General features: G+C 68.5%; 29 protein-coding genes. 1 reads left to right on the top strand and 28 read right to left on the bottom strand.

Translation table 11 applies throughout. The annotated features are described in order from the left end of the window. The 28 genes from HUV01_RS01450 to HUV01_RS15385 form a co-directional block, all read right to left on the bottom strand. Positions 1 to 254: hypothetical protein (locus tag HUV01_RS01450; protein ID WP_217430866.1), on the bottom strand; the 254-nt coding region annotated here is incomplete at its 3' end. Continuing rightward, complete coding sequence (locus HUV01_RS01445; protein WP_174296546.1) at positions 254 to 3,271, bottom strand: hypothetical protein; 3,018 nt, start codon at positions 3,269 to 3,271, stop codon at positions 254 to 256. The genes HUV01_RS01445 and HUV01_RS01450, both read right to left, overlap by 1 nt. Before the next feature lie 2 nt (positions 3,272 to 3,273). Beyond that, positions 3,274 to 3,852: a gp53-like domain-containing protein gene (locus tag HUV01_RS01440; RefSeq protein ID WP_174296545.1), complete on the bottom strand. Its 579-nt coding sequence runs from the start codon at positions 3,850 to 3,852 to the stop codon at positions 3,274 to 3,276. Between the two features lie 11 nt (positions 3,853 to 3,863). Beyond that, on the bottom strand, positions 3,864 to 4,640 hold the full coding sequence (locus HUV01_RS01435; RefSeq protein ID WP_174296544.1) for a putative phage tail protein: 777 nt from the start codon (positions 4,638 to 4,640) through the stop codon (positions 3,864 to 3,866). Continuing rightward, on the bottom strand, positions 4,637 to 5,773 hold the full coding sequence (locus HUV01_RS01430; RefSeq protein WP_174296543.1) for a baseplate J/gp47 family protein: 1,137 nt from the start codon (positions 5,771 to 5,773) through the stop codon (positions 4,637 to 4,639). The genes HUV01_RS01435 and HUV01_RS01430 overlap by 4 nt, the downstream gene beginning before the upstream one ends. Further along, positions 5,773 to 6,288 carry a phage GP46 family protein gene (locus HUV01_RS01425; RefSeq protein WP_174296542.1) on the bottom strand — a complete coding sequence of 172 codons (516 nt, stop codon included), beginning with the start codon at positions 6,286 to 6,288 and terminating at the stop codon, positions 5,773 to 5,775. Before HUV01_RS01425 ends, HUV01_RS01430 begins: the two co-directional genes overlap by 1 nt. Further along, positions 6,285 to 6,896 (bottom strand): phage baseplate assembly protein V, encoded by a 612-nt coding sequence (locus HUV01_RS01420; protein WP_174296541.1) that lies wholly within the window; start codon positions 6,894 to 6,896, stop codon positions 6,285 to 6,287. Before HUV01_RS01420 ends, HUV01_RS01425 begins: the two co-directional genes overlap by 4 nt. Continuing rightward, positions 6,896 to 7,963, bottom strand: coding sequence for a phage baseplate assembly protein (locus tag HUV01_RS01415; RefSeq protein ID WP_174296540.1), 1,068 nt, complete (start codon positions 7,961 to 7,963; stop codon positions 6,896 to 6,898). Before HUV01_RS01415 ends, HUV01_RS01420 begins: the two co-directional genes overlap by 1 nt. Further along, positions 7,960 to 9,279: a DNA circularization N-terminal domain-containing protein gene (locus HUV01_RS01410; RefSeq protein ID WP_174296539.1), complete on the bottom strand. Its 1,320-nt coding sequence runs from the start codon at positions 9,277 to 9,279 to the stop codon at positions 7,960 to 7,962. The genes HUV01_RS01415 and HUV01_RS01410 overlap by 4 nt, the downstream gene beginning before the upstream one ends. A 12-nt stretch (positions 9,280 to 9,291) precedes the next feature. Beyond that, the gene (locus HUV01_RS01405) at positions 9,292 to 10,911 is read right to left on the bottom strand and encodes a glycoside hydrolase family 73 protein (RefSeq protein WP_174296538.1); all 1,620 of its coding nucleotides are present in this window, start codon (positions 10,909 to 10,911) and stop codon (positions 9,292 to 9,294) included. Positions 10,912 to 11,056: 145 nt separating this feature from the next. Next, entirely contained in the window at positions 11,057 to 11,419 is a 363-nt protein-coding gene (locus HUV01_RS01400; protein ID WP_174296537.1) for a phage tail assembly protein, read from the bottom strand. A gap of 1 nt (position 11,420) precedes the next feature. Further along, positions 11,421 to 11,789 (bottom strand): phage tail tube protein, encoded by a 369-nt coding sequence (locus tag HUV01_RS01395; protein ID WP_174296536.1) that lies wholly within the window; start codon positions 11,787 to 11,789, stop codon positions 11,421 to 11,423. Between the two features lie 12 nt (positions 11,790 to 11,801). Then, positions 11,802 to 13,286 (bottom strand): phage tail sheath subtilisin-like domain-containing protein, encoded by a 1,485-nt coding sequence (locus HUV01_RS01390; RefSeq protein ID WP_217430864.1) that lies wholly within the window; start codon positions 13,284 to 13,286, stop codon positions 11,802 to 11,804. Further along, complete coding sequence (locus HUV01_RS01385; RefSeq protein ID WP_174296535.1) at positions 13,283 to 13,477, bottom strand: DUF2635 domain-containing protein; 195 nt, start codon at positions 13,475 to 13,477, stop codon at positions 13,283 to 13,285. Before HUV01_RS01385 ends, HUV01_RS01390 begins: the two co-directional genes overlap by 4 nt. 13 nt (positions 13,478 to 13,490) lie before the next feature. Beyond that, on the bottom strand, positions 13,491 to 14,021 hold the full coding sequence (locus HUV01_RS01380) for a hypothetical protein (RefSeq protein WP_174296534.1): 531 nt from the start codon (positions 14,019 to 14,021) through the stop codon (positions 13,491 to 13,493). After that, positions 14,018 to 14,371: a head-tail joining protein gene (locus HUV01_RS01375; protein ID WP_174296533.1), complete on the bottom strand. Its 354-nt coding sequence runs from the start codon at positions 14,369 to 14,371 to the stop codon at positions 14,018 to 14,020. Before HUV01_RS01375 ends, HUV01_RS01380 begins: the two co-directional genes overlap by 4 nt. 3 nt (positions 14,372 to 14,374) lie before the next feature. Beyond that, complete coding sequence (locus HUV01_RS01370) at positions 14,375 to 15,412, bottom strand: major capsid protein (RefSeq protein ID WP_174296532.1); 1,038 nt, start codon at positions 15,410 to 15,412, stop codon at positions 14,375 to 14,377. Between the two features lie 82 nt (positions 15,413 to 15,494). After that, a complete protein-coding gene (locus tag HUV01_RS01365) occupies positions 15,495 to 15,896 on the bottom strand; it encodes a head decoration protein (RefSeq protein ID WP_174296531.1) in 402 nt (133 codons plus the stop codon). Between the two features lie 53 nt (positions 15,897 to 15,949). Continuing rightward, positions 15,950 to 16,711 carry a hypothetical protein gene (locus HUV01_RS01360; RefSeq protein WP_174296530.1) on the bottom strand — a complete coding sequence of 254 codons (762 nt, stop codon included), beginning with the start codon at positions 16,709 to 16,711 and terminating at the stop codon, positions 15,950 to 15,952. Between the two features lie 55 nt (positions 16,712 to 16,766). After that, the gene (locus HUV01_RS01355) at positions 16,767 to 17,663 is read right to left on the bottom strand and encodes a S49 family peptidase (RefSeq protein WP_174296529.1); all 897 of its coding nucleotides are present in this window, start codon (positions 17,661 to 17,663) and stop codon (positions 16,767 to 16,769) included. After that, complete coding sequence (locus HUV01_RS01350) at positions 17,663 to 17,992, bottom strand: hypothetical protein (protein WP_174296528.1); 330 nt, start codon at positions 17,990 to 17,992, stop codon at positions 17,663 to 17,665. Before HUV01_RS01350 ends, HUV01_RS01355 begins: the two co-directional genes overlap by 1 nt. Further along, positions 17,992 to 19,647: a phage portal protein gene (locus tag HUV01_RS01345; RefSeq protein WP_217430863.1), complete on the bottom strand. Its 1,656-nt coding sequence runs from the start codon at positions 19,645 to 19,647 to the stop codon at positions 17,992 to 17,994. Before HUV01_RS01345 ends, HUV01_RS01350 begins: the two co-directional genes overlap by 1 nt. A 41-nt stretch (positions 19,648 to 19,688) precedes the next feature. After that, positions 19,689 to 19,955 (bottom strand): gpW family head-tail joining protein, encoded by a 267-nt coding sequence (gpW, locus tag HUV01_RS01340; protein ID WP_174296526.1) that lies wholly within the window; start codon positions 19,953 to 19,955, stop codon positions 19,689 to 19,691. A 10-nt stretch (positions 19,956 to 19,965) separates the two neighbouring features. Continuing rightward, positions 19,966 to 22,164 (bottom strand): phage terminase large subunit family protein, encoded by a 2,199-nt coding sequence (locus HUV01_RS01335; RefSeq protein ID WP_174296525.1) that lies wholly within the window; start codon positions 22,162 to 22,164, stop codon positions 19,966 to 19,968. After that, positions 22,097 to 22,756 (bottom strand): hypothetical protein, encoded by a 660-nt coding sequence (locus HUV01_RS01330; protein ID WP_174296524.1) that lies wholly within the window; start codon positions 22,754 to 22,756, stop codon positions 22,097 to 22,099. Before HUV01_RS01330 ends, HUV01_RS01335 begins: the two co-directional genes overlap by 68 nt. 127 nt (positions 22,757 to 22,883) lie before the next feature. After that, positions 22,884 to 23,441, bottom strand: coding sequence for an HAD domain-containing protein (locus HUV01_RS01325; RefSeq protein ID WP_174296523.1), 558 nt, complete (start codon positions 23,439 to 23,441; stop codon positions 22,884 to 22,886). 5 nt (positions 23,442 to 23,446) lie between these two features. Next, positions 23,447 to 24,127 carry a hypothetical protein gene (locus HUV01_RS01320; RefSeq protein WP_174296522.1) on the bottom strand — a complete coding sequence of 227 codons (681 nt, stop codon included), beginning with the start codon at positions 24,125 to 24,127 and terminating at the stop codon, positions 23,447 to 23,449. 71 nt (positions 24,128 to 24,198) lie between these two features. Beyond that, positions 24,199 to 24,786 (bottom strand): HAD domain-containing protein, encoded by a 588-nt coding sequence (locus HUV01_RS15385; protein WP_368039976.1) that lies wholly within the window; start codon positions 24,784 to 24,786, stop codon positions 24,199 to 24,201. A 328-nt stretch (positions 24,787 to 25,114) separates the two neighbouring features. Between HUV01_RS15385 and HUV01_RS15015 the strand changes: the two genes are divergently transcribed. Next, positions 25,115 to 25,302, top strand: a 188-nt coding sequence (locus tag HUV01_RS15015; protein WP_254606295.1) for a hypothetical protein, incomplete at its 3' end; no start/stop codon positions are given.

Genomic DNA, 25,302 nt, shown 5'->3' with positions numbered 1-25,302 from the left:
GCCAGCCCGCCGGGCAGCCGCGCGGCGCGCCGCGCGAGCGCCTCGGCATGGCGAGCAAGGAGGCAGCGCACGCCCGACGGCGTCCACAGCATCAGCACGGCCAGCGCCAGCACCGAGCCGACCAGACGCACGCCATTGGTCGCGACGAGCAGCCCGGGGAAGTGCATCGCCATCTCCATCCAGAGCGCGGGGCGGCTGAGCGCGTGGCTCGCTGGCGCACTGGCCACTAGGGCGAGCAGCGTTAAGCAGACCATCAAACTCGACCGGGCACGTAGATATGAGCTTCAAAAGATATCGTCAGATCAGCAAGAGCGCCCGTGTTGTTGTCGAAAGGAATAGCTGCTCGATCTCCCGAATTAGTTAGATTTACAAGCGCCACATAAGCCTGTCCTTGCGGAACAAACGCTTGAAGCGTCGTGCCTGGATTTGTTACAAGTCCAGCACAAGTGATAGTAGTTGGATAGTTTCTGTCACCCTGCAAAGTGAACGGCAGGTTGAACGCGATCCGCATCTCTCCCGTGCCAGTGTGACTGGTTTGGGAGATCGTAAGGTCGATCGTGGCCGTGTCGCCTTTGCGTGTGTAACGGCCGGCAGCCGAACCTCCTGTCCGTGTTCCCGCGGTTATGCTTCCATATAGGACGGGCACAAAGGTGCCTTCTTGATAGATCTGCGTGGCTTCGGCTCCGAAAGAACCCCAAGTCCCTGGCGCGCCCGCGACTGTGCAGACGTAGCCGATGCTGCCGCCTGTTGCGGGTGCCGCGCACATGAACTTCTCGCCCTGGAAGTGATTGCCGAGCGTCGGCGCGCCATTGGTGACGATCGGCTGGGAAAGGTCGATACCGGGAGCGGAGAAGGGATTAGGTGTCGACCACACCCACATGCCCTCGAGCTTGTAGTACCAGTCGGGATCGGCGACCGGCGGGCAGTCCTGCGCGAAATGCGGGTACAGGCGCAGCCCCGTCGTGGTTCTGGAGGAGGGCAATATGGCGTGCGCGACCATGTACGTGTCGAGGATCAGGTCGCCGACGCCGATGTTCTTGAAGCTGTAGAATATGCCCTTGTCGACCTCGTCATCCCAGCACGCGAAGAAGTTGGGGACCTGGGCCGTGTGGCTGCTGTTGATCGCCATGAGCACATAGACGTGCACCCAGTTGCCGACCCGGAAGCTGCTCGGCAGATTGATGCCGGTATTGGTAAAGCGGTCGCCGCCCCGATAGCTGACGGAGCCGTAGCCGTATTTCTTGCTCGCTGTATCCACGCTGACATTGGGGCCGAGCTTGAGCCAGTCGACCACGGCGCCGTCCGGACCGACGAGATTCCAGCCCGGCAGCGCGAGGCTGGCGGGCGAGCCACCGAAAAGCCGGCCGAACGGGTCGGCTGTGGCGTCCGCGTCGATTGTCGGAAGATCATTCGGATCGGTCGTCGTGATCGGCAGCGCCGACTGGAATTGCGACTCGCGGATGATGATCCGATCCTGCGCCTTCAAGCCGCGGGTGTAGCCGTCACCCGCGGTCTGGGCGATGTCGAGGTCGGACTTGGCATTGCCGACGCCCCCGCACCGCAGGAAGGTCACCAGCCCCGACGGCTGGAACAGGCGGATGCCGGCTGTCTCGGTGCCGTGCGCCCACTTCGACCGGGGTCCGGTCGCGGGGAGCACGGGCGCGCCCTCGACATAGCAGTCCTCGAAGGTCGCGACCGTCGTCATCGCGCCGATGCTGATGCCGGCATAGGCGGTCGCCTCGTCCGGGGCCTCGGGCTTGTAGCCCATGAGCGTCCCGTCGATCAGGCGATTGGGATTGCGCACGCGGATGCGCTTGGCGTGGATCTCGTGGCAGTGCGACCACTCGACCCCGCCCAGCGCCGACGCCTCGCAGTCGACATCGTCGACGATCGAGACGAAGACATAGCCCCAGGTCAGCCAGACGCCGCCACCCGGCCGCTCGAACTGGAACAGCTGCACACTATTGGTGTAGCCGGTCAGGTTCTTGATAAGCACCCGCTCCCACATCCCGAACACATGCGGGCCGTTGCTGGTGTTCTCGCACCTGTAGTCGACGATCTCCAGCGACTTGGATGTCACCAGCCCCTTGCGCAGATGGGTGGGCGGGGAGCCTAGCCGAGCATTAAAGCCGACCCGCGTTCCCTGGAGCGCCAGCGTTCTGGTTCCAGCAACCTGGATGGTGTCGGCGTCCACCACGATCACGTAATAATCGCGGTGGGTCTCCAAAAAATTGTAGAGGTTATTGTTCTGATCCGCGCGATAGAGGCTGATCAGCTCGCCGGTGGTCAGGCCGTGGCCAGGGACCGTAAAGGTACCGGCCGGCGCATTAACGATGGCGATGGCGACGCCGATCCCTGACGCGATCGGCGTGGCGGTGAAGACGGGGCCGCGTGTGCAGTCCGTGATGCCCTCCAGCCGGATGCGGCCACAGCTCGCGCCGCCTCCGAAGGAGCAGCCGGAGACCAGCGCCTTGCAGCTGATCTTGCCGCCGAGCCAGTGGAAGTCCTGCGTGCCGTCGAGATTGAAGCCAAAGCGAAAAGCTTCCGGCTGGTCGGCGGAGTCGAGCTGCACCTCCGCGCCAGTCGCCCAGATGGTCGCTTTCGCCGGCACCTGGATGCCGAGCGCATTCCGGGTGTAGATCCGGTACGGGGCGGCACCGGGCTCGACGGTCAGCGGAAATACACCGTAGGCGAAGGCGGCAGCCCAGGCCGCGGTCGTATCCGTCGTATTGTCGGCCAGAGCACCGAACATTGCCAGCGTGATACCCTGGTCAGGAACGAGCCGAAACCAACGGCCATTCATAGACCTGCCCCGCCAAGCGGTCGCAGTCTGGTCGGCTTGATCCGGATCGATGGCGTAGAGGGCAGAGCCCCACCCCGGCTGGGTATTTCCGCTGGTCTGGATCAGGTCCGTGCCCATGGGAATGCTGAGGGTGCCAAGCTCGGCAAAAAAGCCGACGGCCAGCACGTTGCCGCCGGGATCGCCCTTCAGCGGCTGCCCCTCGCCCCAGCCCATAGAGGTCTTGGGGCCATAAAGGGTCGTGGTGATCCCCCCGCGTCTATCGTAGTACATCTGCCCGAGACTGCCGAGGTCGGCAGCTGGCGGCCCTTCTCCTGTCAGCTGCTGACCGGCGGTTTCGGCGATGCTCGGCGCAAGTACGGCGATGTCGTAAGCGGATACCTGCCGCTGTTGACCATCCTGGAAAATTGGGAGGGCCTCACCTCCGTCGAGCGAGCGGCTGAGCCTTGGATAAGAGACGATCGTGCTCATCTTTAATGCCCCCGCGCAGACCAGCGATACCCGCCGGCTGCGTCCGAAAATGTCGCGCTTTGGTCCTGGACGGCGAGCGTCGCCTGGGTGGTGCTGATCGCCACCTCCTGGAGCTGCGTGTTGCCGGTCACGCTGGCGGTGCTGTCGATGACGTGGCCGGTGACATCGAAGCATTCGGTCGGGAACGGGACGGGGAAGGTCACGGTCACCGTCGTCTCGCTTCCGATCGCGCCGGGCACGTAGCCCCACTGCTCCATGTAGCCGTCGGCGCTGATCCTGTGGCCTGTCGGCCCCAGGCTGGAGCCACCCGCGCCGCCGGCGCCAGCTGCGGCGACGAAGAGCACTCGCAGCGCAGCGAGCAGCTGGCCGTGATCGGCCTTGTCGGGCGTGAGCCCAGCTGCCAGCACGGGGGCGAGCAGCTCCTCCTGGATCATGTTCGCCCAGTCGGCATCAAGCGTGGTGGGCGGCGTGCCCGCGATCGGGTCACCGCGGGTGAAGAAGCCGGGCGCACTGGCGCCCGTCCCCGTCGCGCGCGGTGCGGGAAGCGCGGCCGACACGGTCGGCCCGTCGATACGTTGCATGGCTGCTCCGATCAGGAGAGGAGGAGAATGGTCGTCTCGGCCGGCTTGATCGTCTCGAGCTCGCAGAGCAGGACGCCGACCGGCAGCGACCCGGTGATGCTCGTCACGCGTACACCCCAGACGAACGTCCACTCGTCGCCGGCGACCGGCTGACCGACGGTGCTCTGCCCAGCGCGGAACGCCGCGTAGGTGGTGATCTCGATCACGAACCCCAGCGCGGCCGCATAGTCGACGTACCGCTGTCGGCTCTGACCCTGCGCGCCGACGAACCGCCCGCGCACCTGGTCGAGCCGCTGCGCGATCGTCGGCGTGTCGCCCGCGCACGGGTCCGGCAGGCCTAGCGCGGCTTCCCACTCGGGCAGCATCGTCGTCAGCTCGCCCGGCCGGGTGCCGCCGAGCAGCGCCATTGCTGCCGCGTCGACCCGCTCCAGTACCCGCCCGATCCCCGCCAGCAGGCAGGATTGCTGCCCATCCCGATCCGTCGACCAGGCGCGACCGCGCGGCATCAGCGCGCGCGCCGCACCGGCGTAGTCTGCGGCCGAGTAGCGCGCGACACCCGCCACCACCGGCACCGGCAGCGCCGTCGCTGCCCGACGCGGGGTCGGAACCGGCGCGGGGGCTGCCGCCGCCACGGTGACGGTTGTCGCCGGCGTCGCCACCACCGGCGCGACGGGAGCGATCGCGATCGGCGCGGGCTGAGTTGCCGAACCGGTGTCGACGGGCGTGTACGTGCCCCCATCGCCATAGCTGTTATTGACCTCGAAGGAGATCGGTTCGGCCGTGCTCATGCCCAGGTGATCTCACCGAGCACCGGCAAGGCGCCTGCATCGCTGGAGATATTTCCGGCAGCGCCGGGCGTGATGGTACCGGCCGAGCAGGCGATGCCGGTGATGACGAAGCCACTGGTACCCGGCACGGCGGCGATCGCCGCCTCGATCGAGCTGACGTTCGTCAGGCCACCCGGTACCGCGTCGGACAGCAAGGCCGCCGCCACTGCCGCGCTCACGGCCGCCTTCAGCGTCGTGCTCGCGCCCGCCATGCCGGCGATCGTCAGCGTCAATGTGTTCGGGATCGGCGCGACCGCATAGACCAGCGCCGTCACCGACTGGAGCCCGAACACGGCGTTCGCGACCGCGAGCTGATCACCGGTCGCGGACGTGTCGCGGCTCTCGTAGCTGCCGCACCCGTTCGTACCCTGTGGAAAGCCGCCGTGTCCGCGCTCGCCCGCGTCCATCATGAAGAAGATTGCCAGCGTGCCCGGACCCATGGCCGCGGGCTTGATCCACGCGCGCGTGACGCCCGGCACCGCCAGCGCCCAGCCGGCATAGTCGGCGATCGATCCGCCCTGCGCGGGCGCGGCGTATGCGATCAGCATCCGGCTGCGCAGCTCGGCGTCGGTCTCGATGTCCGCCCCGCCGGTGATCGCCGCCGTCGAATAGCCGGTGCTTGCGACTCCCGCGATCCCCGCCCCGAGCGAGAAGGCTGTGCCGGGGTCGGTGTTGCCGATCGCGCCGGTCACCGAGGCCGCGACCGGCGCGATCACCGTGCCGTTCACCGCGGTCGCATCGGACGTCGTCACATAGCCGACGCCATCGCTGCGGCTCACGGGTGTGCCGGCCTGGATCATACCGCCCGCCGCCCCGAAGGTGACGGTGCCGGTCGCCGCGGTCGCTGGCTTGCGCACCTCCCCCTTCAGCGCGGCCCATCCCTCCAGCGCCTCGTCGGTGCATGTGAAAGGGGTCGATTGGAGTGCGATCCAGTCGAGATAGCCCATCATGCCGTTGGCCAGAGCAGCCAGCACGGAGCCGATGATCCCCAGATTGGAATAGCGTAGCAGCACGTCGACGCCGGGCAACTCCGCTTCGATGTCGGCCGCGACTTGGGCGCGAAGCTGCGACAGCGTGGCGCGGGGGAAAGGCATCAGATCGTCTCCCACAGGTGCGAGAAGGCCAGCGCGCGAACGTCGCCGCTGGTGCGCCGTATGATGATCTGCACGCCCAGCATGGTCGGCCGGGTCCACTCGGTCGTAACCTCGACCGCCGCCGCGACGCTGTCCTCGACCAGCCAGGCGAGCGCCTGCTCGCTGTCGTGCTTCACGAGCGCCGCGACCGTTGGCGTTGCCTTTGACCGGAGCCGCAGCCACAGCTTGCTGCCGATCGGCCCCGCCCACCAGCCGCGCGGATCGTCAGTGCCGTCCGGGATCGTGTCCTCCAGGTCGGCGCTGGCATCCGTGAACAGGGAGATGAGCACCGCGGTCAGCAGCTCGTCGCCGACCACCAGTCCGGTACCGGGCGTGAACTGCGCCGCGACCGGTCGACCCGCCTGATCGATAATGCTGTCGCCGCGCTCGTCGGTCCAGATCAGGCTCTGCGCGACTGAGAGCGCCCAGTCGCCCGTGCCCGCGCCTACATCCCAGCGGGTGGCGATGTCGCTCATGCGACCGTGTCCGGACCGGCCGAGGCGTCGCTGCCCGCCTTCACGCCACCATGCTTGTGAGCGCCGTAGCTGGTGCGCAGCGTCGTGACGCTATGGCCGGCGAAGGTGACGTCGGCGTCGGTCGAGATCGTGCCCGTCGCGTGGAACGTACCGCCGACCTTCACGTCGTGCAGGACCTCGACCGCAGGCGCATCGATCGTCACCTTCTGGGTCGCCTTCAGCGTAATGGTGATGGCGTTCTGGATGATCGCTGGCAGGCCGGCGCAGTCGATCAGCAAGCCGTCGGCTGTCAGCTGCACCTTCGCGCCGCGGACGTCGTAGATCGCCGTGTCGCCGGGCTTGAGACCGCGGGGGCGAGACGGACGATGGCTGGTGCCGATCACCATCGCCAAGGCGCGCTGCCCCAGGCGGCGCAGCAGCAGGACCTCGCTCCCGATCGGGGGCACGCTCGCCAAGCCGAACTCCGCGACGCGCTTCACCTTGTCGGTCACCTGGTCGTCCATGCCGGCGCCGGTCGCCCCTTCGGTGACCTGGACCAGCTGTACCTCGCCCGTGTCGTCGACAAGGGTAGCTCGGCCGATGCCGATCAGATGGGCGAGACGGTCCATCACTGGTCGGACCCCTTCACATCGGCAAGGCTGACAGGCTGGAGCACGATCGGCTCCGGTGTGAATGCCGCAGGTGGCATCAGCACGAGATCCGCGGTCGTGCCGCTCTCGCTCGAACGTCGGTACGTCACCTCGCCCAGCACCAGCTCGGCGCCGCCCCGGTTTCCGGGCACCGATACAGGGACCAGCGTGTTCGGCGTCCAGAGCTTGCCCGCACTGTCGCGCCAGCTGTCGACGGTCGCATGCACCACCGCCGACCGCCCTGCCCGACGCGCCTGCTCCCAACGTGCGCGGGTCGACGTGAACGCGAAGGGATCATCGGCGCCGACAGCTTGCGCGACCATGTAGAGCCGTCGGTGCCGCAACACGTTGGGATCATAAGCTCGGTCGTAGAAGTCGTCGCCGGCGAGCTCCTGGAGCGAGTCGGTCGCTAGGCGCGAACAGACGATCTCCGAAAAGCGTCCATCCATGCCGTTCTCGGCCGTCCAAGCCTGGACGTTGCCGCCGTAGACGACTCCGCTCGCCGCGCGCTCGGCCCCGACCTTTGCTAGCACCAGGACGCCATCGGTGTCCTCATACGCGAGCAGGCCCGCGTTGCGCGCGACGCGCTGGATGATCTCGGCCCCGGTCTCGCCGAGCTGGAGCAGCCATTGCGGGACGCTCGGCCCTGCGGTCGCGCCTGGCCCAAGGCGGACCCGCAGCTGGTAGGGCTGCGCCAGCGTCTGCGCGATCGTCAACGCGTCGACGTCGGTGCGCTGGCCGGTCGGCCACTGGCCCGAGCAGTCGACCAGGTCCGCGGTCGCACCGCGCCCGACCAGCGCGACCTGGTGCTGGCCGTCCGATCCGCTCTGCACGTCGCGATCGATGAAGCCGGTAATAACCAGGTCGCCGCCGATCATCACGGTGCAGCCGGCGCCAGCTACGGCGAGGCTGGCCGTACTGCCGACCGGCACGGACATGCCGATCGAGAAGTCGGGCGGAAAGCCTTCCGCCCGCCGGGTGATCTCGATCTCCTGCCAGCCGGAGACCAGCTGGCCGCCGATCCCGATCGCGACCTCGTCGCTCATGCCGCAAGCGCCTGGAAGCGCGCGGGCAGGAACAGCGGGTGGACCGGCATGGTCTGCACCTCGAGCTGGTCCGCGCGCGCGGCGTCGCGATAGTAGCGTTGGGCCAGCACCAGGGAGGGCAGCCCTGCGCCCGGCGCGAAGGTGCGCACCGAAGCGAGGCCGGCGCCGCGCCAGCGAAGGTCGGTGACGATCGCCGCACGTACCGTGCGCGCTGCCTTGTAGCTTGCATCGTCACCGACGTCGGCCGCCGCCTCGATTACGGGGTCGACCAGGTCGACCAGCCGCGCGATCAGCAGCGCAGCATCATCCCGGCTGGCGGGCTGGTACTGGCCGACGACGCCGGTCAGCGCCTCGACCGCCGCGCGGCGTACGAGCCACCCGAAGGCGGCGCCGATCGCCGACAGTGCCTCGGGCCGCGCAGGCACGTAGCCGAGCAGCTGCTCGAGCAGGCGCAGCGCGTCGCCTGGGTCGGCGCAGGCGGCCACCAGCGCGGCCACCAGCGTCCGGACCGCCGCCGGCAAGTCGGCCGGATAGGCGAGCGTCGCCTGCGCGATCGAGATCGCGACACCCGTCGCGGCGACGCCGATCGCGACCCGACTGGCCGACGCTATCTCGACCAGGTCGGCGATCGTCGTCGAGGCGGTGTAGGGCACCGCGCGCGCGCCGCCCGCGCCGACATTGGCGCCGCCGGCGAAGCGCCCATAGCTGCCGGGCAGCTGGGCGGCGAGGCGGTTGAGCGCGGTCGCGTCGGCCCCCAGCGCGGTCGCCTTGCTCGCCCAGGTCGCGCCCGTGGTCGCGAGATCCTTGCGCCTTGCGCCCGCGGCACTGGCGGCCGCGATCGCGCGGACCCCGTCCAATGCCAAGGCCGCCGCCATGACGACCGCGGCACTCGCCAGCCCCGAGGTCGCCAGCAGCGACGGGAACTGCCGGCTGCCGCTCTCAACGAACTCGACCTCGATCGAGGACATGCGACCGGCGCCGAGATCCTGGCCGATTGCGAAGCGCGTGACGCTGACGCTGAGCACGCCGAGCGTGGGATGGGTCAGCAGACCCGAGCCCTTCGCCTCGAAGGCGGCGAGCAGCAGGGCGCGCTGCAGCTGGATCGGCCCGCTCGCGAAGATGACGTCGCCGTCGACGATGAAGCCGCGGAAGTGGAAGGTCCGCGCGGCACGGCCCATGTCCTCCGCCCAGGGTGCATCCCGCCCCGGGTACTGGTGGACCACAATACGCCGCCCGCCGCCGACATCGTCGGACAGCACCGCGAATAGCGCACCGCGAAAGGAAGCGGGCAACAGGTTGCCGGCGAACAGCGCCATGCTCGAGCCCCCTTATCCGTGCGCGAGCGCGTGGCTGATGGCCGGCCGCGACCCATGCCCCGCCGTGACCTTGGTCCGGGTCCCCGCCGGCAGACCGCGGGCATCGATCTCGACCTTCACCGGTATGGGTGCGCCATCGTAGCGATCGAGCCCGTGGCCGTGGATCTCGCGCTTCAGCTTCGGCGCGTAGGAGTGGTCGGTCGCATAGCCGCTGTCGTGGAGCGCATCGGCCGCCTCGTCGGCCGAGCCAGCGCCCTTCACCCGGGCGTACCGCCGGCCGTCCAGGAGCTTGGCGCGCTCCTCGAAGGCTTCCTCGATCGAGCCGAACTTCCGGAACTTCGCCATCTCGAAACGGCTGTGGCCGTGCCCGTCCTCTTCACGGGTGCGCGCGAGCACGAAAGGCTGGTCACCGTGCGCCTTGATCCCGAAAGGGTTGTTGCTCCCCGCCGGCATGTGGCGCCCGTAGCTGCTCTCGACCCCGTATTGCGCGAGCGCGATCGAGGCGCGCTGGCCGTGGCGGCCGGCCACCCGTTGCGCGACGCTGATCACGGCGCTGGTCAGTCCTGATGCCGCTCGCTCGATCGCGCGGCCGCCGGCGGCGATCTTGTCTGCTGCCGGCGCGAAGGTGCTCCGGATGACCCCGCCCAGCGAGGCGGTGCCGTCACTGAGCGCCCGCCCGCCGCTCAACGCCGCGTCATATCCCGACTCGGTCGCGCCCGCCGCAGCGGCGCCGGCCGCCGACATCGCCCTGTCTGCGAGCTGGCCCACGGTCGCGCCCTTGCGCGAGATGCGTCGACCGGTCGCGATCTGGCCATCATCGAGCACTGCGGCATGGCTGTCGGCATCGACCATGTCGGCCGACAGCGCCTTGCCGCCCTGGCTGAACGCCGGCAGCACATCGAGGCCAATGCCGAGATTGCGCGCGACGGTGCGTCGTCCGGAGGAGCCCTGCCGCGCGATCGCGTCGGCGATCGCCGGCAGCATGGCGCCGACGTCGACGTCGCCGTTGGCGCCAAGCTTCATCTGAACGCCAAGCCGCCCCAGCGTGGCGAGGGTCGCGCTGTTGCGACCGTAGCGCGCGTCGCTGAGGTTCTGCGACAGGCTGCCCAGCCCGCCTGTCGCCTTGTCCTTGTCGACGCCGGCGCGCTCTGCCGCGGCGGAGAACTCCTGCAACGCCTTCGTCGAGACGCCGATCGTCTCGGCCGTGCGGCCGATCGAGGCGGCGCCCTTGGACCAGCCATCGGCCAGCTTGAAGGCGCCGTACGCTGCGGCAGCGACGATGCCGACCGTGGCGCCGACCGCGATGCCGACGGCGCCGATCGCCGACTCGGCTTCCACCATGCCGGTGACCACGCCCGAGGTCGCCTTGCGGGTCTCGTCGAGCCCCTTCACCAGGCCGGAGGTCATCGACTTGCCACCGAGCACGCCGGCGCTCGCCTTCTCGATCGAGGAGAAGGACCCGAGGATGCCGCGCGAGCTGCGCTTCACGGCTGCCTCGCCGTCGCGAAGCATCCGGCGGTTGGCTGCGCCGGCGTGCTGCGGGATCGTGCCGATCCGCTTCTCGGCCGAGGTGACGCCCTTGCCCGACCGGTCGTTCGCGACGATGTCGATCGCGATCTTCGGATTGGTCATGGGACCTCCTCAGGTCGGGGATCGAGCAGGCCTGCCGTCGCGGCCCATTCGATCAGCACCGACCACGGTCGTGTCGAAACCTCGTCGGGCAGGCGGCCGTATCGCTGGCCGAGCGCATCGAGCAGCTCGCGCCAGGCGGGCGGCCTCAGGCCAAAAAACGGCCAATGTACCTCGCCGCGCTGAGCAGATCGCGCGCGCCGATTTGGCGCACGGCCGCCTCGGGCACCGCGGCGATGACGGACACGGCCTTCACGTCCCCCTCTACGCCGGAGAGCTTGGCGAATGCGGTCCAGTCGGCTGCGGTCGGTTCGTGGAGGCGCAGCTCGGTGTAAACGACCTCGCCGAGCCTCACCGGTCTGCGGAGATGGACGACAAGCTCGTCGGGGATGGGCGCGATCTGCACCTGGAGCCCAGCGAGGACGTCGCTGTCCTCCTGCGACAGGATCTCGCCGCGGCCATAGGCGGCAACAAGCGCGGCGAGCGCGACGGGGGCGGATAGCTCCTCCATCTCAGGCCTCCGACACGTCCGGACCTTCGAACTCAATGTCGAAGGATGCATCTTCGGTGGTGACCGCGATCGGGTCGCCAGCCTTCCACATATTGCGGCCGATAATCATCTTGCCGTTGGCAAGCTCGAGCACGACTGTGGCGTCGACGGCGCCGTTCAGCGCCGCGATCGAGACGTCGTTACCGTCACGGGCCTTCCAGCTGATCTTACCGGGCTGCGGCATCTCGGAGAAGCCGTGAATGCCGGACTGGCCCTTCAGGGTCTCGCGTGTCACGCTCGACACGGTGTAGTTACCTTCGCCGGTGACCATGTACTGCTTGCCGTCGATTGTGGCGTACATGGTGCCCGCAAGGCGGGTGAGAGCGGTCATGCCGGGTAGCTCCTACTGGAGGCGGAACTGGACCAGCATCGCGAGGACGCGGAGCTGATCGATGAGGACGGCGGGCAGCAGCACGTCGACGCGGTTCGGGTTGGTCGCGCTCTTCTCGACCACGAGCGCGGCTGCGAAGGCGGCGCTGCCCTGCACCATGCCTTCCGCCTCGAGCTGCCGGTATTGCGCGATCAGCTCGGCGCGGATGATCGCCGGCGTGACGACGCGGGCGCCGGGCATCGCGCGCGTGCCGTCGGCCGCGAGCTTCACCCGCGCGAACTTCGTCGTCACGACCCCACGCAGCCGGCGCAAGATAGCCATCAGCAGGAACAGCGTCTCGACTTCGAGATAGCTGTCGTCCGTTTGGCCTGCGGCGTTGGTGACATAGGTCGTCACCACGTTCTCCAGCGTCACCACGTTGTTGGTGTCCGCCGTCCAAGTCGTGACGCCGCCGTACAAAAGCGTGTTGTTGCGGATCGGCGACGAGAAGCGCGACGCAACCGGAGGCGCGAGCACGCCGGCGAGCGTCAGGTACTGGAGCGGCACGCCGGGATCGATCCGGATCGAGCTTGCCGCCGCGCCCGCCAGCGCCGCCGCCCACCTCCAGGGCGGGGTCGGGCTGTCGGTGTAGCCGATGCACGAGACGTGCTGGTTGTTGAGCCCGGTCGCGTAGGCCGCCGCGGCGCCGGCGGTCCCCCGGTACGCGATGAAGCAGTGGCCGTAGATTTGGGTGGCGTAGGACCAGCGACCGGGTGCCGTGTCGCTGAGCAGGGCCGTGACCGCCGCCATGCTGGGCGCGTCGGTCAGCGAGCAGGCGATGAAGTCGAAGCTCGTATCCTGCATGTTGGTCAGCGCGGCCGTCAGCGAGGGGTTGGCCGCGCCGCCCGCCATGGCGACGATTACGACGCCCAGCCCGGCCGGGGTTGCCTGACCACCCGGCGCGCCGAGGTAGTTCACCCGAATGTCGATGTCATTGCCGACCAGGCCAGCATTCTTGGCGGTCAGGTTGATCGCGCCCGCAGCTGCGACCGCGATCACCGTCGCTTCCGGCACCGCGGCGATCGCCGCGGCCACCGTAGCCGCGACCTGGGCGGGCGACTGCCCCGCTGCCAGCGCCACGGAGAACAGGCGCCCGGCGATGTAGAGCGACAGCGTCTGCGCCAGCGTGGTCGCGCCGGTGAAGGTGATCGATCCTGTCGCCGCGACCGCGGCCGGATCATCCGCAAGCGGCAGTACCCACATCTCACCGTCCGGATCGCTGGCGCGGTAGGCGGTAACCATGCCGGCGAGCACCGATCCCTGGCCGGCTGCGGCGCGTGCGTCGCTGGTCGACTGCGCGACGACGGGAATGCTGGGCGCGTAGCTGCCCACCGCCGTCTTCTGGCCGATCAGGAGCGCGCGCTGGGGCTGCGCCGCGGTATTCGCCTTGGAGGCGTCGAGCTCGGCATAGAACAGCGGCGCGCGCTGCCCGGCCGGGATCTGCTTGAAGGGGATCACGCCTCGGTCTCCTCGTTGGCGGGCTCGCTCGGCGGCGAGGAGGTCGGCTCGGGCGCCTCGGCGACGTCGCGGTCGGCGATGAGGCGAGCCCAGTACGGCTCGGCGGGATTGATGGTGACCGGCTCTTCGCCGACCACGCGACGGGTCGCCGGGTCGCGCACGAGGCGCCCCGGGACAGCGACGATGTCCATGGGTGGTGGTCTCCTAGAAGCCGAGCCTGGCCGAGAAGCCCGGGCCAGCGGCGGGCAGGTGCGCGTCGACGCCGACGAGCTCGACAGCGTCCAGGGGCGCAAAGTCCTCGGGTCCCTCGTAGAACTCAAAGGCGAGGTCGATCTGGACCCCGCCGAGCATAGTCGCCTGCGCGTCGTACGCGAGCTGCGCCTGCACGCTGGCAAGCTGCTGAATCTCGCGGAACAGCGGATAGCTGCCGATCACGGCTAGCTCGATCTGGCGCTTCATTGCCCAGAGCTGGAGTTCCACCTCGGACGACTGCGGATCGGCCGCTTTCACCGGCGCCGACACCTCGGCGGTCACGCGGATCGTGGCGGTCGTGGTGAACTGAACGCTGCCACGGCCAAGCGACTGCCGGCTCTCGCCGGCGAGCTGAACTTTGATCTGCGGATAGGCGTCCTGCTGGGTCGGCAGCTTGCCGGGCCGGAAGACCCGGCCCTTGGCCTCGCCGATCACAACGACCGCGTCATAGACGAGATCGAGAACGCGTTCCGAGGTGGTCATATCGCCTCGATCAGGATCAGCAGCGTCTGGCCGTGGCCGTCCGGCTGCGCGTCGTCGACGGCGTAGAGCTGGTCGATGGAAGGAATGTAGACCAGGTCGCCCTGCGCGGGCTCGCGATCTTCGAACAGGCTGTCGCGTACCCCGAGCACCGGGTGCTCGGTCGTCTCGGTCGTGCCGTCGGTGAGGTCGACGATCCGCCGGTAGCTCGAATCGAACACTGCGCCGCGCAACGGGAACGCGCGGCCGCCGGCCGGCTGGTACGACGGCCAAGTGTCAGGCCTGCCGGCCTGACCCTCGCCGAAGATATCCATTGCCGGCCCGAGGACCAGCGCGTCCCAGTCGAGCGCCATCGGTCAACCGCCGACACGACCCGTGCGCAGCGTCTCGGGGCGCTTGCAGATCGGCAGCGGGTACATCGACGCTTCCATCCGCCACCATTCGTTGCGGTCGCGATCGAAGATCGGCTGCACGTAGCGCTTCTGACCCGGGGTGTTGACCCAGTCGAAGCCCTCCGCCGGCGCCAGCGCCTCCTCGAAAACGCCGGGCGCGTTCTTCGGGAAGAACTTCACCTTGTCGTCCGGGATCTTGATGGTCGTGTTGTCGTCCGAACCGCGATAGTTGATCCACTCGACGTCGGCGAAGGGGAAGGCCTTGAAGGCGCCGCCGCCGCGCAGCTCGGCCGCGTCCGACCAGTTGGTGAACGTCCGGATCACGTCAGTGTGATTGGTGAACTTGTCGTAGAAGGCGTCACCGCAGAGCGCCACGACGCTGGTGCTGTCGGTGAACGCGCCCTTGGACGAGCGTGCCATCGAACGGACCAGGCCGTTGATGATCGGGCGGAGAGAGTTCGCCGACTGCGCGTCGAGGTTGAAGGCGACCTCGGCGGGCTGCACCATCTCGAACTCGTCGAACCAGTCGTACCAGATCGTGCCGTCGGCATCGATCAGCAGGCCCTGGACGGCGCCGAGGAACAAGTTCTCCTCGGTGTAGTCCAGCGACGAGAGCAGGCCCGTCGGACCGCTCAGCCGTCGCGAGACCTCGTCCTGGACCTGCATGAAGACGGTCGCCTCGCCGAACTGTCGGATGTTCTGCAGCTCGTGCGCGAAGATCGTGTCACCCTTCCGGACGCGCGGCGCCTCGAAGTAGCGCATCTTGCGGCGCTCGGTCGTACGCTCGGCGTTGGTCGGCTGGCCGCGCTGGCTCATCGGCACGATCGAGAGCACGCCATCGCGCTCCTCGACCGCAAGGGCGGTCGTGCGGATCGGATTTTCGGTGAAGATGCCCGAGTTGCGCAGGAACGCGGGCAGGTGCGGCAGGCGCTCCACCGCCGTCGTCATTTCGACGGAGGAGAAGGGGTCGCTGCGGAAGATGTCGATGATCGAGCCGGACATGGCGGGATGCTCCTTGGAAGGGGACGCCCGCCATTCGCGAGCGACGAAGAGGAAGCGCGGGCCGCATGGCCCGTGCGCGAGGTCAGATGCTGAGGATGCCGCCGCCCGGGAGCGCGGCGAGCTGCGCGAGCGCGGCTGCCTTCTGCGCTGCGGTCGTGACGTTCGGACCCCAGGCGAGCTCGGCCGCCTGCACCTTCATCGGGCCGCGCACGTTGGCGACCGCGCGCTTGTCGGCGCTGGTCGTGTCGCGAGCGGCGTACAGGATCGCGACCGCGCTCTGGTGCCCATCGGCCGCGGTCGGGTCATAGGGCTCGTACTTGTCGGTCGCGGTCACCTGCCCGAGCACCAGGCCGGCGCCGAGAAGGCCGAAGCCCTGGGCGAGTATGATCGGCTCGCGGGTGAGCATGCCGTCGCTGGAGTCCCAGACGACGTAACCGCCGGTGTGGCGGGCTTCCTGGAAGACGGGATTGGAAGGTGCGCCCATGTCAGGCTCCTGTTGATCGAGGGGAAGGTTGGCGCGCGGCGCCGGCGGTCAGCTCAGGTGCGCGGCCCGAAGCCGAGCTTCGTGAAGGAGCGGTCCCAGCTGGCACCGGCCTTTGGCTTGCGGCCGCTGCCGCTGTCGTCCGTGCTCGACAGGTCGGCATTGCGATCCTGACGGGTCGAGCGCCGGCCCTGCGGCTCGGGAGCACGATCGGCCTGGCCGCGCATGACGGCGATCGCCTCGCGGCGCGTCATGGTCGTGTCGAAAGCGAGGCTGGCCGCCAGGGCGACATTGCTGGCAGCCGCCTTGGAGCCGAAGATCGCGGCGCACCGGGCACGCTCGCGGCGCCGAGCACTGGCGGCCGAGCTGCGGCCGCTCATCTCGCCCTTGTCGTCGTCCTCGTCGTCATCCTCGGCATCCTTGCCGTCGTCGTCGTCATCGTCATCGGCTGCCCGGCGCGAGCGCTTGCTCTTCGACTTGGGCTCGTCGTCGCCGTCATCGTTGTCCGACGCCTTGGAGCGCTTGCCCTTCGGCTTGTCGTCCTCGTCGCCATCGTCGCTGGCGTCCTTGTCGTCGTCACCGTCCTTGCCGGTGTCGTCGGAGGCGCGCGAGCGCTTGCCCTTGGACTTGGGCTGCTCGTCACCGTCCTGGTCATCATCGGACGCGCGCGAGCGCTTGCCCTTGGCCTCGTCCTTGTCGTCCTTGTCGTCGCTGCCGGTCTCGTTCTGATCGTCGTCGGCCGCGCGGCGCGATGCGCGGGTCAGGCCGGCGAAGTGCGCGAAACGGCTCGCGCCCGCCATCAGGTGGCTGGACTTCATGGTATCACCTCTTCGGGATGTGGCGCGAGGCCGGGACCGGGCTCGTGCCCGGGGTTCAGTCGAGCTGCTTGAGCAGCGCGCGAAAGGCGGCGTCCGGCGCGGCGACCGCGTCCGCGAAGCCGATGTCGACGCCCTTGCCGCCCAGGAAGGTGCCGGCCTGCGTGGCGGTGACCTTGCGCACCGCCATGCCGCGGTTGCGGGCGACGGTCTCGTCGAACAGGTCGCCGACCTCGTCGACGTCGGCCTGCAGCCGCTCGAGCGCGCCCTTGGACAGGTCGAACAGCTCGCTGCCCTCGCCCTTGAACGCGCCCTTGGTGACCAGCGTCGGCAAGATGCCGTTGTTGGCGAGCCACTTGGCGACGCTCAGGTGCTGGTAGATCACGCCCGCCGAGCCGGTGCCGCCGGTGCGCGGCACCCAGAGCCGGCCGGGGTCGACCGCCGAGGCGATGGCATATGCGGCCGAAAAGGCGCTCTCGCCGAGGATCGCCGCAATCGGCTTGATCCCCCGCGCGGCGTAGATCGTGTCGACTAGGTCGAAGCAGCCGGCGACCTCGCCGCCCGGGCTGTCGATATCGAAGACAATCGCGTCGACGTCGGGATCCGCCAGTGCGGCCATGACCATCGCGCGGATGCGATCATAGCCGCTGACGCCGAATAGGTCGCCATAGTACCAGAGCCAGCCAAGGCGCTGGATGAGCAAGCCGCGCACCGGGATGACTGCGACGCCGGCGATCACGTCATAGGGCTTGTCGACGTCGCGGCTGCTGCGCTTGCCGCCGCTGCCGCTGCCCCATTCGTCGCCGGCGGCGAGGTCCGTCGCGGCGCCGCCGTCCGCGCGCATCGCGCCGATCGAGCGCTCGAGTAGCTGCAAGGTCAGTGGCGCAGCCGCGGGAAGCAGCGCCAGCGGCGAGTTGAACAGCGCCGCGGCGACGTGGCGGGGGAACGCAGCCATCAGCGCCGACCCTTGCCGGCCTGGCGGTCCGCAGTGATCGCGGGTGCCTGTTCGTCTGCGGCCGATCCGTTGGCCGAGCGCTCGACCACGAGGCGGTACGCGGCAACGACCTCCTCGATCGTCGGCGACGGCGTGGACACCAGCTCGACGGTCGCGAGCTGCGGCATGGCGCGCTCCTCGATTTCCGCCGGCGTCTCGGTGACGCGCAGGATCTCGGCGCCGACCAGGTGGAGCGAGGATCCACCCTCGCAGGCGTCAAGATAGGCGATCGCGGCGACGGCGACGCGCAGCACGCGACCGCCGCCGTAGCGGGTGACATCGATGAACATCAGGCCTCCTGGGTTTCCGGCTTCGCCGCCGCTTCGGTCGCGGTGTCGCCGCTGCCGTTCATCCACTGCGGCATGGGCAGGCCAAGCTTCTTCATGCGGCGCATCTCCACGCCGCGCTGCTCGAGGTTCTCTTCCCAGTCGTTGCCCTGCCTGGCGCAGGCACTCTCCAACGTGGAGAAGCCCGCGGCCATGCCGAGGACCTCGCCCTGCCGCTCGGACACGGGATCGACCCAGCCGCGTGGCGTGCCGAGCCAGCGGCACCGCGCATAGGCGGTCCTCATCTCGGCGAAGGACGGCGCACGCCGCGGCAGCGGCAGCTCGCCGCGCGCGAAAGGCTCTTCCATCCAGGTCGCCCACATCGGTGTCGCGGTGTTGGTCTGGAACTCGTGCTCGCGGCGCAGGAAGGTCTTCTCCGCCTCGACGATGCCGGCGCGCGCGGCCGACCAGGATGAGTCCGAGCTGTCGTTGGTCACCTGCTCGCCCGAGAGACCGAGCACCTGGCCGACGCCGCGCAGCATCTCGTGGGTAAAGGGGCTGAACTCGCCGGTGTTGCCGCCCGGCGCGACCGTCTCGATCTTCTCGCCCGGCGCCAGCGTAGCCAGCCGGACACCACTGACGGAGAGCTGCCGGTCCTCGTGGAAGCCCGACCGCATGCCCTGGTACCAGGACCAGGCCTTCTCCTCATCATCCGGATCGTCGAGCGCCGCCTGGACCATGTCGCGGTCGAACGGCGAGGTGACGTACATGCCGAACGCGGTCGCCACATTCTCTGCCTGCAGCTTCAGCCCATAGAACTTGGCCAGCATCTTGAGCCGGCCAAGCACGGGAGCGAAGATCGACAGGCCGCGGGTCTGGCCGAAGCGGTCCGGATCGCAGTCGTGGTAGACTCGGCGCCAGCCGTCATCGGGATCTTCGCGCACGACGCGCGCCCACGTCATGCTTTCGACGGCATTGTACGTATCGAACTGGTGCGCGCGCCGGAGGTGATAGGCGATCGGCGCCTCGTCGTCGTCCAGCTCGACCCCGCCGCGCAGATGCCGGGTGTCTGGTGCCTGGAAGGGGTTGGACAGCCGATCGGGATCGATGCCCTGGAAGCAGGTGGCGTAGCGCGCCCCGGCCTCGCCGATCCGGTCAGGGCGCCACTGCGCGACTATCAGCGACTCGCCGTCGACCAGCTTGTGTCCGAGCGCCAGGCGGAATTGCTGGCTGACGGTCAGCCGCCTGCCGACATCATTCCATCGGCCGAGGTCCTCGGCGTAATTGCGCCACAGCGCCTCTGCCGCGCGGCGATATTCGTCCGCCCACACCGCGTCGAATGCTCGATTGTGGAGCGCAAGCGCGCGATAGTCGGGCTTCGACACCGGCCGGTACGAGGCGCCGATCGTGCTGTCGAGAATGCGGCCGATCGCGCCCTTCGCCCAGGCGTCGTTCCGGTAAAGGTCGCGCGCGCGGGCGGCGATCCGGTCCCGGTTGGGATTGATCTCGCTGTCGGGCGAGCGGGTGGTGGGGAACCAGTCGCCGAAATCCTGGCTGTCGAAGCTGGCGGCGTCGTAGGCGAACAGGTTGGCGCCCCGGCCCGACAGCGCTGCCCCAAATCCGCGCCGGCCGCTCGCCGCTCCACGCTGTCGGATCTGGTCGATAGCCTGGCTGGGCACGATCTGGCCGCGCTGATCAAGGATGACGGGCGGGCTCGCCATCAGAAACGGACCCCAATCGCGCTACGCGGCCGGTCGATAATCCCGAGCTGCGCCTGCAGCTGGCGGATCACCATGGCGAGCTGGCCGATGCTGGCCATGGAGTAGGTGACGGACTTCGACCCGTCGCCCTGCGCGTACGAGGCCGTATTGACCTTCCGCCCCGAGCTCAGGTCCAGATAGTCCTGCTGCATCTGCGCGAGGCGCGCCTGCAGCAAGGAGGTATCCATGCCGGCGAGGAGTGATCGGCTGGGATCGAAACGGGGCATGCGATCCTCCTCAGGCCAGGCGACGGGACAGGCAGCCGGGGCGGCTTCTCTTCGGACCCGGCGCTGGTGGCGCCGGTTGCGCCAGCGTCGCCGGCGGCTTCGGTTCGGGCGCCTGCGGCACCGCGGGCGGGCGGGTCAGGGTCGCCACGATGGTCTCCGGTTCCGACGGCGTCTCTGGATCGACATCGTCGGGGGCGAGGTCGGCCGCGATCGCGCCGACCCGGTCCGCCTCGCGATTGAGCTTCGTGCCCAGGTGCATCAGGCCCCGAAGCGCCGCGAGCGCGTACACGCGGCAGTCCAGCCGCTCGTTGGCACGCCCGGGGACGGGCACCCACTTGCGGATCCGGAAGATACCGGTTCCCTCGACGTGCAGCTGCTCGGCGGTCAGCTGCTGGAACGCGCCCACGTCCCAGTCGCCGTTGAAGTGCATGTACCCGGGGCCGTGCTGCGCCCGGGGCAAGTAGGCGAGAAGGATATCGTCCTTCGCGGCGTTGACGCCGATCTGGATCGGCTGGAACGTCTTTTTCGTGCGCGAGCTCGGTCGCTTCGTCGGCCACACCGGGTCGCGCGCGGCAGTCTTCGATCCCTTGCCCTTGATCGCCCAGATCTTGCGGCCGAGGTTGGCAAGCGAGAATTGATAGACCGCGTTGGTGTGGTGGCCACCCGAGTCCTGGCACGCGGCCTTGACCTCGAATGGCCGCCCGTCGGCGCGGTACCAGACCTGGGCGAGATATTCACTCAGCGCTTCCTGCGTCGCCGGCTCGCTCATCTCGCCGTCGATGACGTGATGCTCGATCGACCAGCTCTCCTCGTCGCGTCCCCAGCCGACGATCTCGATCTCGATCCGGTAATCCTGCGTGTCGATGCCCGCGGTGATGAGCGCCACGCCATCCGGGACGATGCCGGCTGGCCAGTTCTCGCGCCGGGCAAGAAGGCTATCGGCCTCGACCTGCTTGCTCGTATACTTCCGGTACGTCAGCGCGAGCTGCGTATTGTAGAAGGTGAGCTTGCCGTCTTCGTCGACCGCTGCCAGCCACTTCCCCGCCTGCTTCGGAGGCGCATCGTTCGCCCAAGGGCTGAACAGCTTGCCTGCCTGGAAGCCGGCATGCTCATTCGGTACCGCCCAGGTGGCGCATTCCGAGCAGCGGGCGCGGTAGACGGCATGGCGAGGCGACGACCACCAGTCCCACACCGCCTCGAGCGGATCGCCCTCGCCGGCGATCACCGCCGCGCGGTAGCGCTCCAGCGGCTCCTGTCGTACGCCGCAGCACTCGAAGGGCCGCGTCTGATGCCACCGGATCGTGTCCAGCGCGCGGAGCCGCTGGCCTTCCGACCAGCCGGTGCCGCACGCCTCGCAGTAAACCCGCGCCGTCTCCGGCCGGTGCGTCTTGCCGTCCTTGCCGCGGTCCCAGTGGACGTGCCGAAAGAACTCGGGAAACTGCCGGTGCCCGCACTCCGGGCAGGCGACCGAGGCCCGGCGCTGGTCCGACTGCCCGTACCGCGCATCGATGTTGCTCTCGCCGGTGATGGTCGGCGAGCAAACCGCGACGTTGAGGCTATTGCTCTCGAAGGTGGCCTGCCGCTCCTCGACGATGTCGAGCGGCTTGCCCTCCTTCAGGGGAAGGTACTTGTCGACCTCGTCGCACAGCACCAGCCGCACCGGCCGGCGCGCCAGGTTGTCGGGGCTGCCCGCGCCGACGATGCCGAGGAAGCCGCCGGGGAACGCCTTGTAATCGAGCGTATCCCCGGCCGAGCGGGTCTTGGACGACCCGACCAGGCTGCGCAGCTTGGGGGTGGCCTTGATGAAGGGGCTGATCCGCTCCTTCGAGAACTGGGTGGCTGCGGCATCCTTCGGCTGGACGATCAGGATCGGGCACGGATCGAGGTGGATGTGGTAGCCGAGCAGGTTCTCGATCAGCGTGGTCTTGAGCAGCTGCGTCGCCACCATGGCGGTGATCTTGCGCACGCCCGGCTCGGTCGCCGCGAGCATCGGGCCGCGTGCGATCTCCACGCGGGCCGTCCGGTACTTGCCCGAGGTGCTGCCAGCCTCCTTCGCCAGCACGCGGACGTTGTCGGCCCAGTCGGGAATGCTGATCCTGGGCGGGGGCGTCCAGCCCCGCCGTGCTGCCCGGGCTAGCCGCTCAGCCTTCGTCGGTACCGGCCCAGTCGAGGTCGGGCTCGCCGAGCTCGTCGAGCTGCTGGTGGACATAGGGCTTCAGCGCCTCCGCCAGCGTCGCGCCGTCGATATCCAAGTCGGCGGCGATCAGCGGGGCGAAGCGGCCTGCCCACGCCTGCCAGGCGTCGCGAGCGGCCCTGCGATCCTTGAAGATCGCCTGCTCGGCCAGCTCGAGCTCCACCAGCGCGCCGGCTTCCTTTTTCGCTGCCAGCAGGTGCTTCAGCGCGAGGGCGTTCTCCTTGATCGCATTGGCTTCGACCTTGGATCGGAAGTGCCCGCCGAGCAGCTGCTCGATGAAGCCGCCGGCGATCTCGGCATCGATCTCGCCGTCCTCGGCCGCGCTCGCGAAATCGGCGACGACTTCGTCCACTGCGGCCGCAACCTCGGGCGCAACCGCCCCCCGCAACCGGCGCCTGGTTGCGGGGTCGGTTGCGGGGGTCGGTTGCGGGTCGGTTGCGGGGGGCTTGAAGCGCCCCAGTCCCGCATTGCGCATCCGCTGGTCGGACGCATCGACATCGACCAGACTGCCGCTAAGTACCAGCGCGCCTGTGGTTTTCCACTTCGTCGCCGCCTGCCGCGACACGCCGTGCGCCTTGGCGAACGCCGTCAACGAGATCAGCGCCATGCCGCCTTACCCCGCAACCGGTTGCCCCCCGCAACCACTTTTTCGGACTCGTAGCTGGGGACGCATCGAGGTGCGCAATACCCCCGCTTCCAGAAGGGGGGTGGAAGGACCCAAACGGCCTGGAGGGTCAGGTCGAGGGGTCGGCACCCCCTTGGCGGACCCCCTCGGCCGGCGCGTCACCCCTCGGCAGGGCGAGGGGCACGCCTTGCGCCGCGAGGACGGTGAGGGCGTGGTCCGCATGGCAAGGCAGCAAGCCTCGCCGGAAGTTCACCGGCACCACCCGGTCGCCATGCGCGGCCAGTTCAACCGTCCTATCGTCCAAGATGACGTGCGGCGGGTTGCCCTCCGCCTCCAGCCATCGGGTGATCTCGGCTCCGCGCCCGCCGCCTTCATCCGTCCGCCAGCGATCGTGCCATTCGACGTCGAGCCCAGCGGCGCCGATTAGCTCGCGCGAGTCAGGTTTCAGGCGCCAGAAGCTTGATAGAACCACCATCGCGTCGGCGGCGCCGCATAGCCGGTTCACGGCATCGACTGCGACCGGCGCGAAGGTGCGCGTCGTGCTGACGATGCGAGCCGGTCGTCGATAGGCCATGCCGTTTGATCGCATACCCATCGGGCGCGGGGCGCGCACCGCACGGCTCACCACTAGCACCCCGTCCACGTCGAGGAACACGACAGGTCGCATCGTCGTCACTTCCGCGTCGCGGTGCGCATCGCTTCTGCAAGCGCCTTGTGGAACTCGCGTTCCGCATTGGCGCGGACATAGGCGTTGGCCGTTTCGAAAAACGGCAGTCGGCGTGGAACTGGCGTCGTGTCTGCGAAGCGGATGAGCAACTTCAACGGGCCTTTTGGCTTCGGTGCTGTGCCGCGTGCTCGGCGGGGCGCGCCCTGCGGGCGAGGCTGGCGGGCCTGCCGCATCCATACACCCCGGATCGCCTCGCCACTCTTCAGCTTGACCTCGCCGATGAAGACGTTTCGGTTGCCCTTGAGGGTCGCCAATGCGTTCTTTGTCAGGTTGCCAAAAGCATTGACGCGTTGCGCCTTCGGCGTGAGCATTCCGGCCTTCTCGCCTTTAGCTGACCAAAGCGAGCGATTACCGCCGAAGACATACGGCTCCAAGTAATGGCTAGCGATGTCTTTGGCGTAGACCCTCGCGACCGGATTAGCTTTCGTCGCCGACTTCATCGTGATGGAGTTGACTGTGAAAGGGGTTGGCGTGTCGAAAGTCTTCTCCTCCTCCTTGCGCTCCGCGTCGCGAACACCCTGTGCGAGCCTTGTCAAAGCCAACGCTTCTGCGAACGGAAGCTGCTCCTTCTGTAGATCGCTCAAAGCCTGTTTGAGCGGCGTCAAGTTCACGGTGATCTTCAGCACAAATGGCCCCCTTGGATTGCGTTACCTCGGCGCTGGTTCATCAGACGAGGTAGCTTCAAGCGTCGGTCAAGCTACCGCGTCGCGGACGCCTGCGGAGAAACCGCGGATTCGTACCGTTGGCGATGAAGTTTCTCCCGCGCCTCGTTCGCCAGCTCTCGCGTCAGGCCGGTCTGGTTGTTGGTGAGAACAACTTGGCCCCAATGGCCGTGCAACTCGTGTGGCCAGTCATCGAGGATGACATGGCGCGGACGGCCATTTGCAGCCAGCCAGCGTTCGATTTGAGCGCCGCGGCCGCCGTCTAGATCATCCGTTCGCCAAACCTCGTGCCACGGGCCTTGCACCCCGAAGCCCTCCAAGACCGTGCGAACCCCCAACTGGAGTCGCCAGGAACTGGAAAGAACAAGGCTGGCCCTGGTCTGTTCTAGCAAGCGGTCGAGCTGCTGAACCGGCTCTCGCCGGAACTCGCGTTCCCAGACGAGCTTTCGTGCGCCCGGCTTTCCGGGCCTGCCAGGTCCCCTAGACCGGGGCACTTCAACCGTGCGCCACGCAACTTTCGTGAGGTTCAGCACGCCATCTATGTCAAGAAAGACGACGGGCTGGAGCGGGCATCCCGCCGCACCCGGCGGTGACAGTGTGGCGCTTGCCGGCTTCGGCAACATGGACAGAGTCCCCAAAACGAGAGATTTGGCGCGTTGAACGTCAGCTTGCGCGCCGACTCGATCGCGGGGCGGTGACCCGCGCGCGGCCGAAGAAGGCGAAGCCTTCTGAGGTATGGGTGTTCCTGGCTGTTTGGGTGCGGCTGGCGCACCGGTCGAGCGCGGCTCCCGCACGGGTGCGGCTGGCGCACCGGTGCGGCTCGCGCACCCCGTGAGAGTGAGCCGGTATGTCGCGCCCTTGCCCGGCCGCACCGCCCGCGTGAGCAGCCCCTTCGCCTCCAGGCCGCCGATCGCTTCGAACACGGTCCGTCGACCGAGCGAGGCCCGCGCCGTGAGCCCTGCCGATCCCGCGATCGGCGGCCAGGCCTCGCCGGCGCCGTTCGCCATAATCGCTAGGACGAGCAGGATCGCCTTCTCCGGTCCGGTCGTGTCCGCGACGGCCATAGCCGCATCAGCGCGCCTCCACCGTGCCGGCCTGCGCCACGGCTTTCAGAAGGAAGGCAGGCGCGCCACCGCGCG

It is taken from the genome of Sphingomonas bacterium (genome assembly GCF_903643035.1).
Taxonomy (GTDB): Bacteria; Pseudomonadota; Alphaproteobacteria; order Sphingomonadales; family Sphingomonadaceae; genus Sphingomonas.
This window is presented reverse-complemented; position numbering and strand designations above follow the sequence as displayed.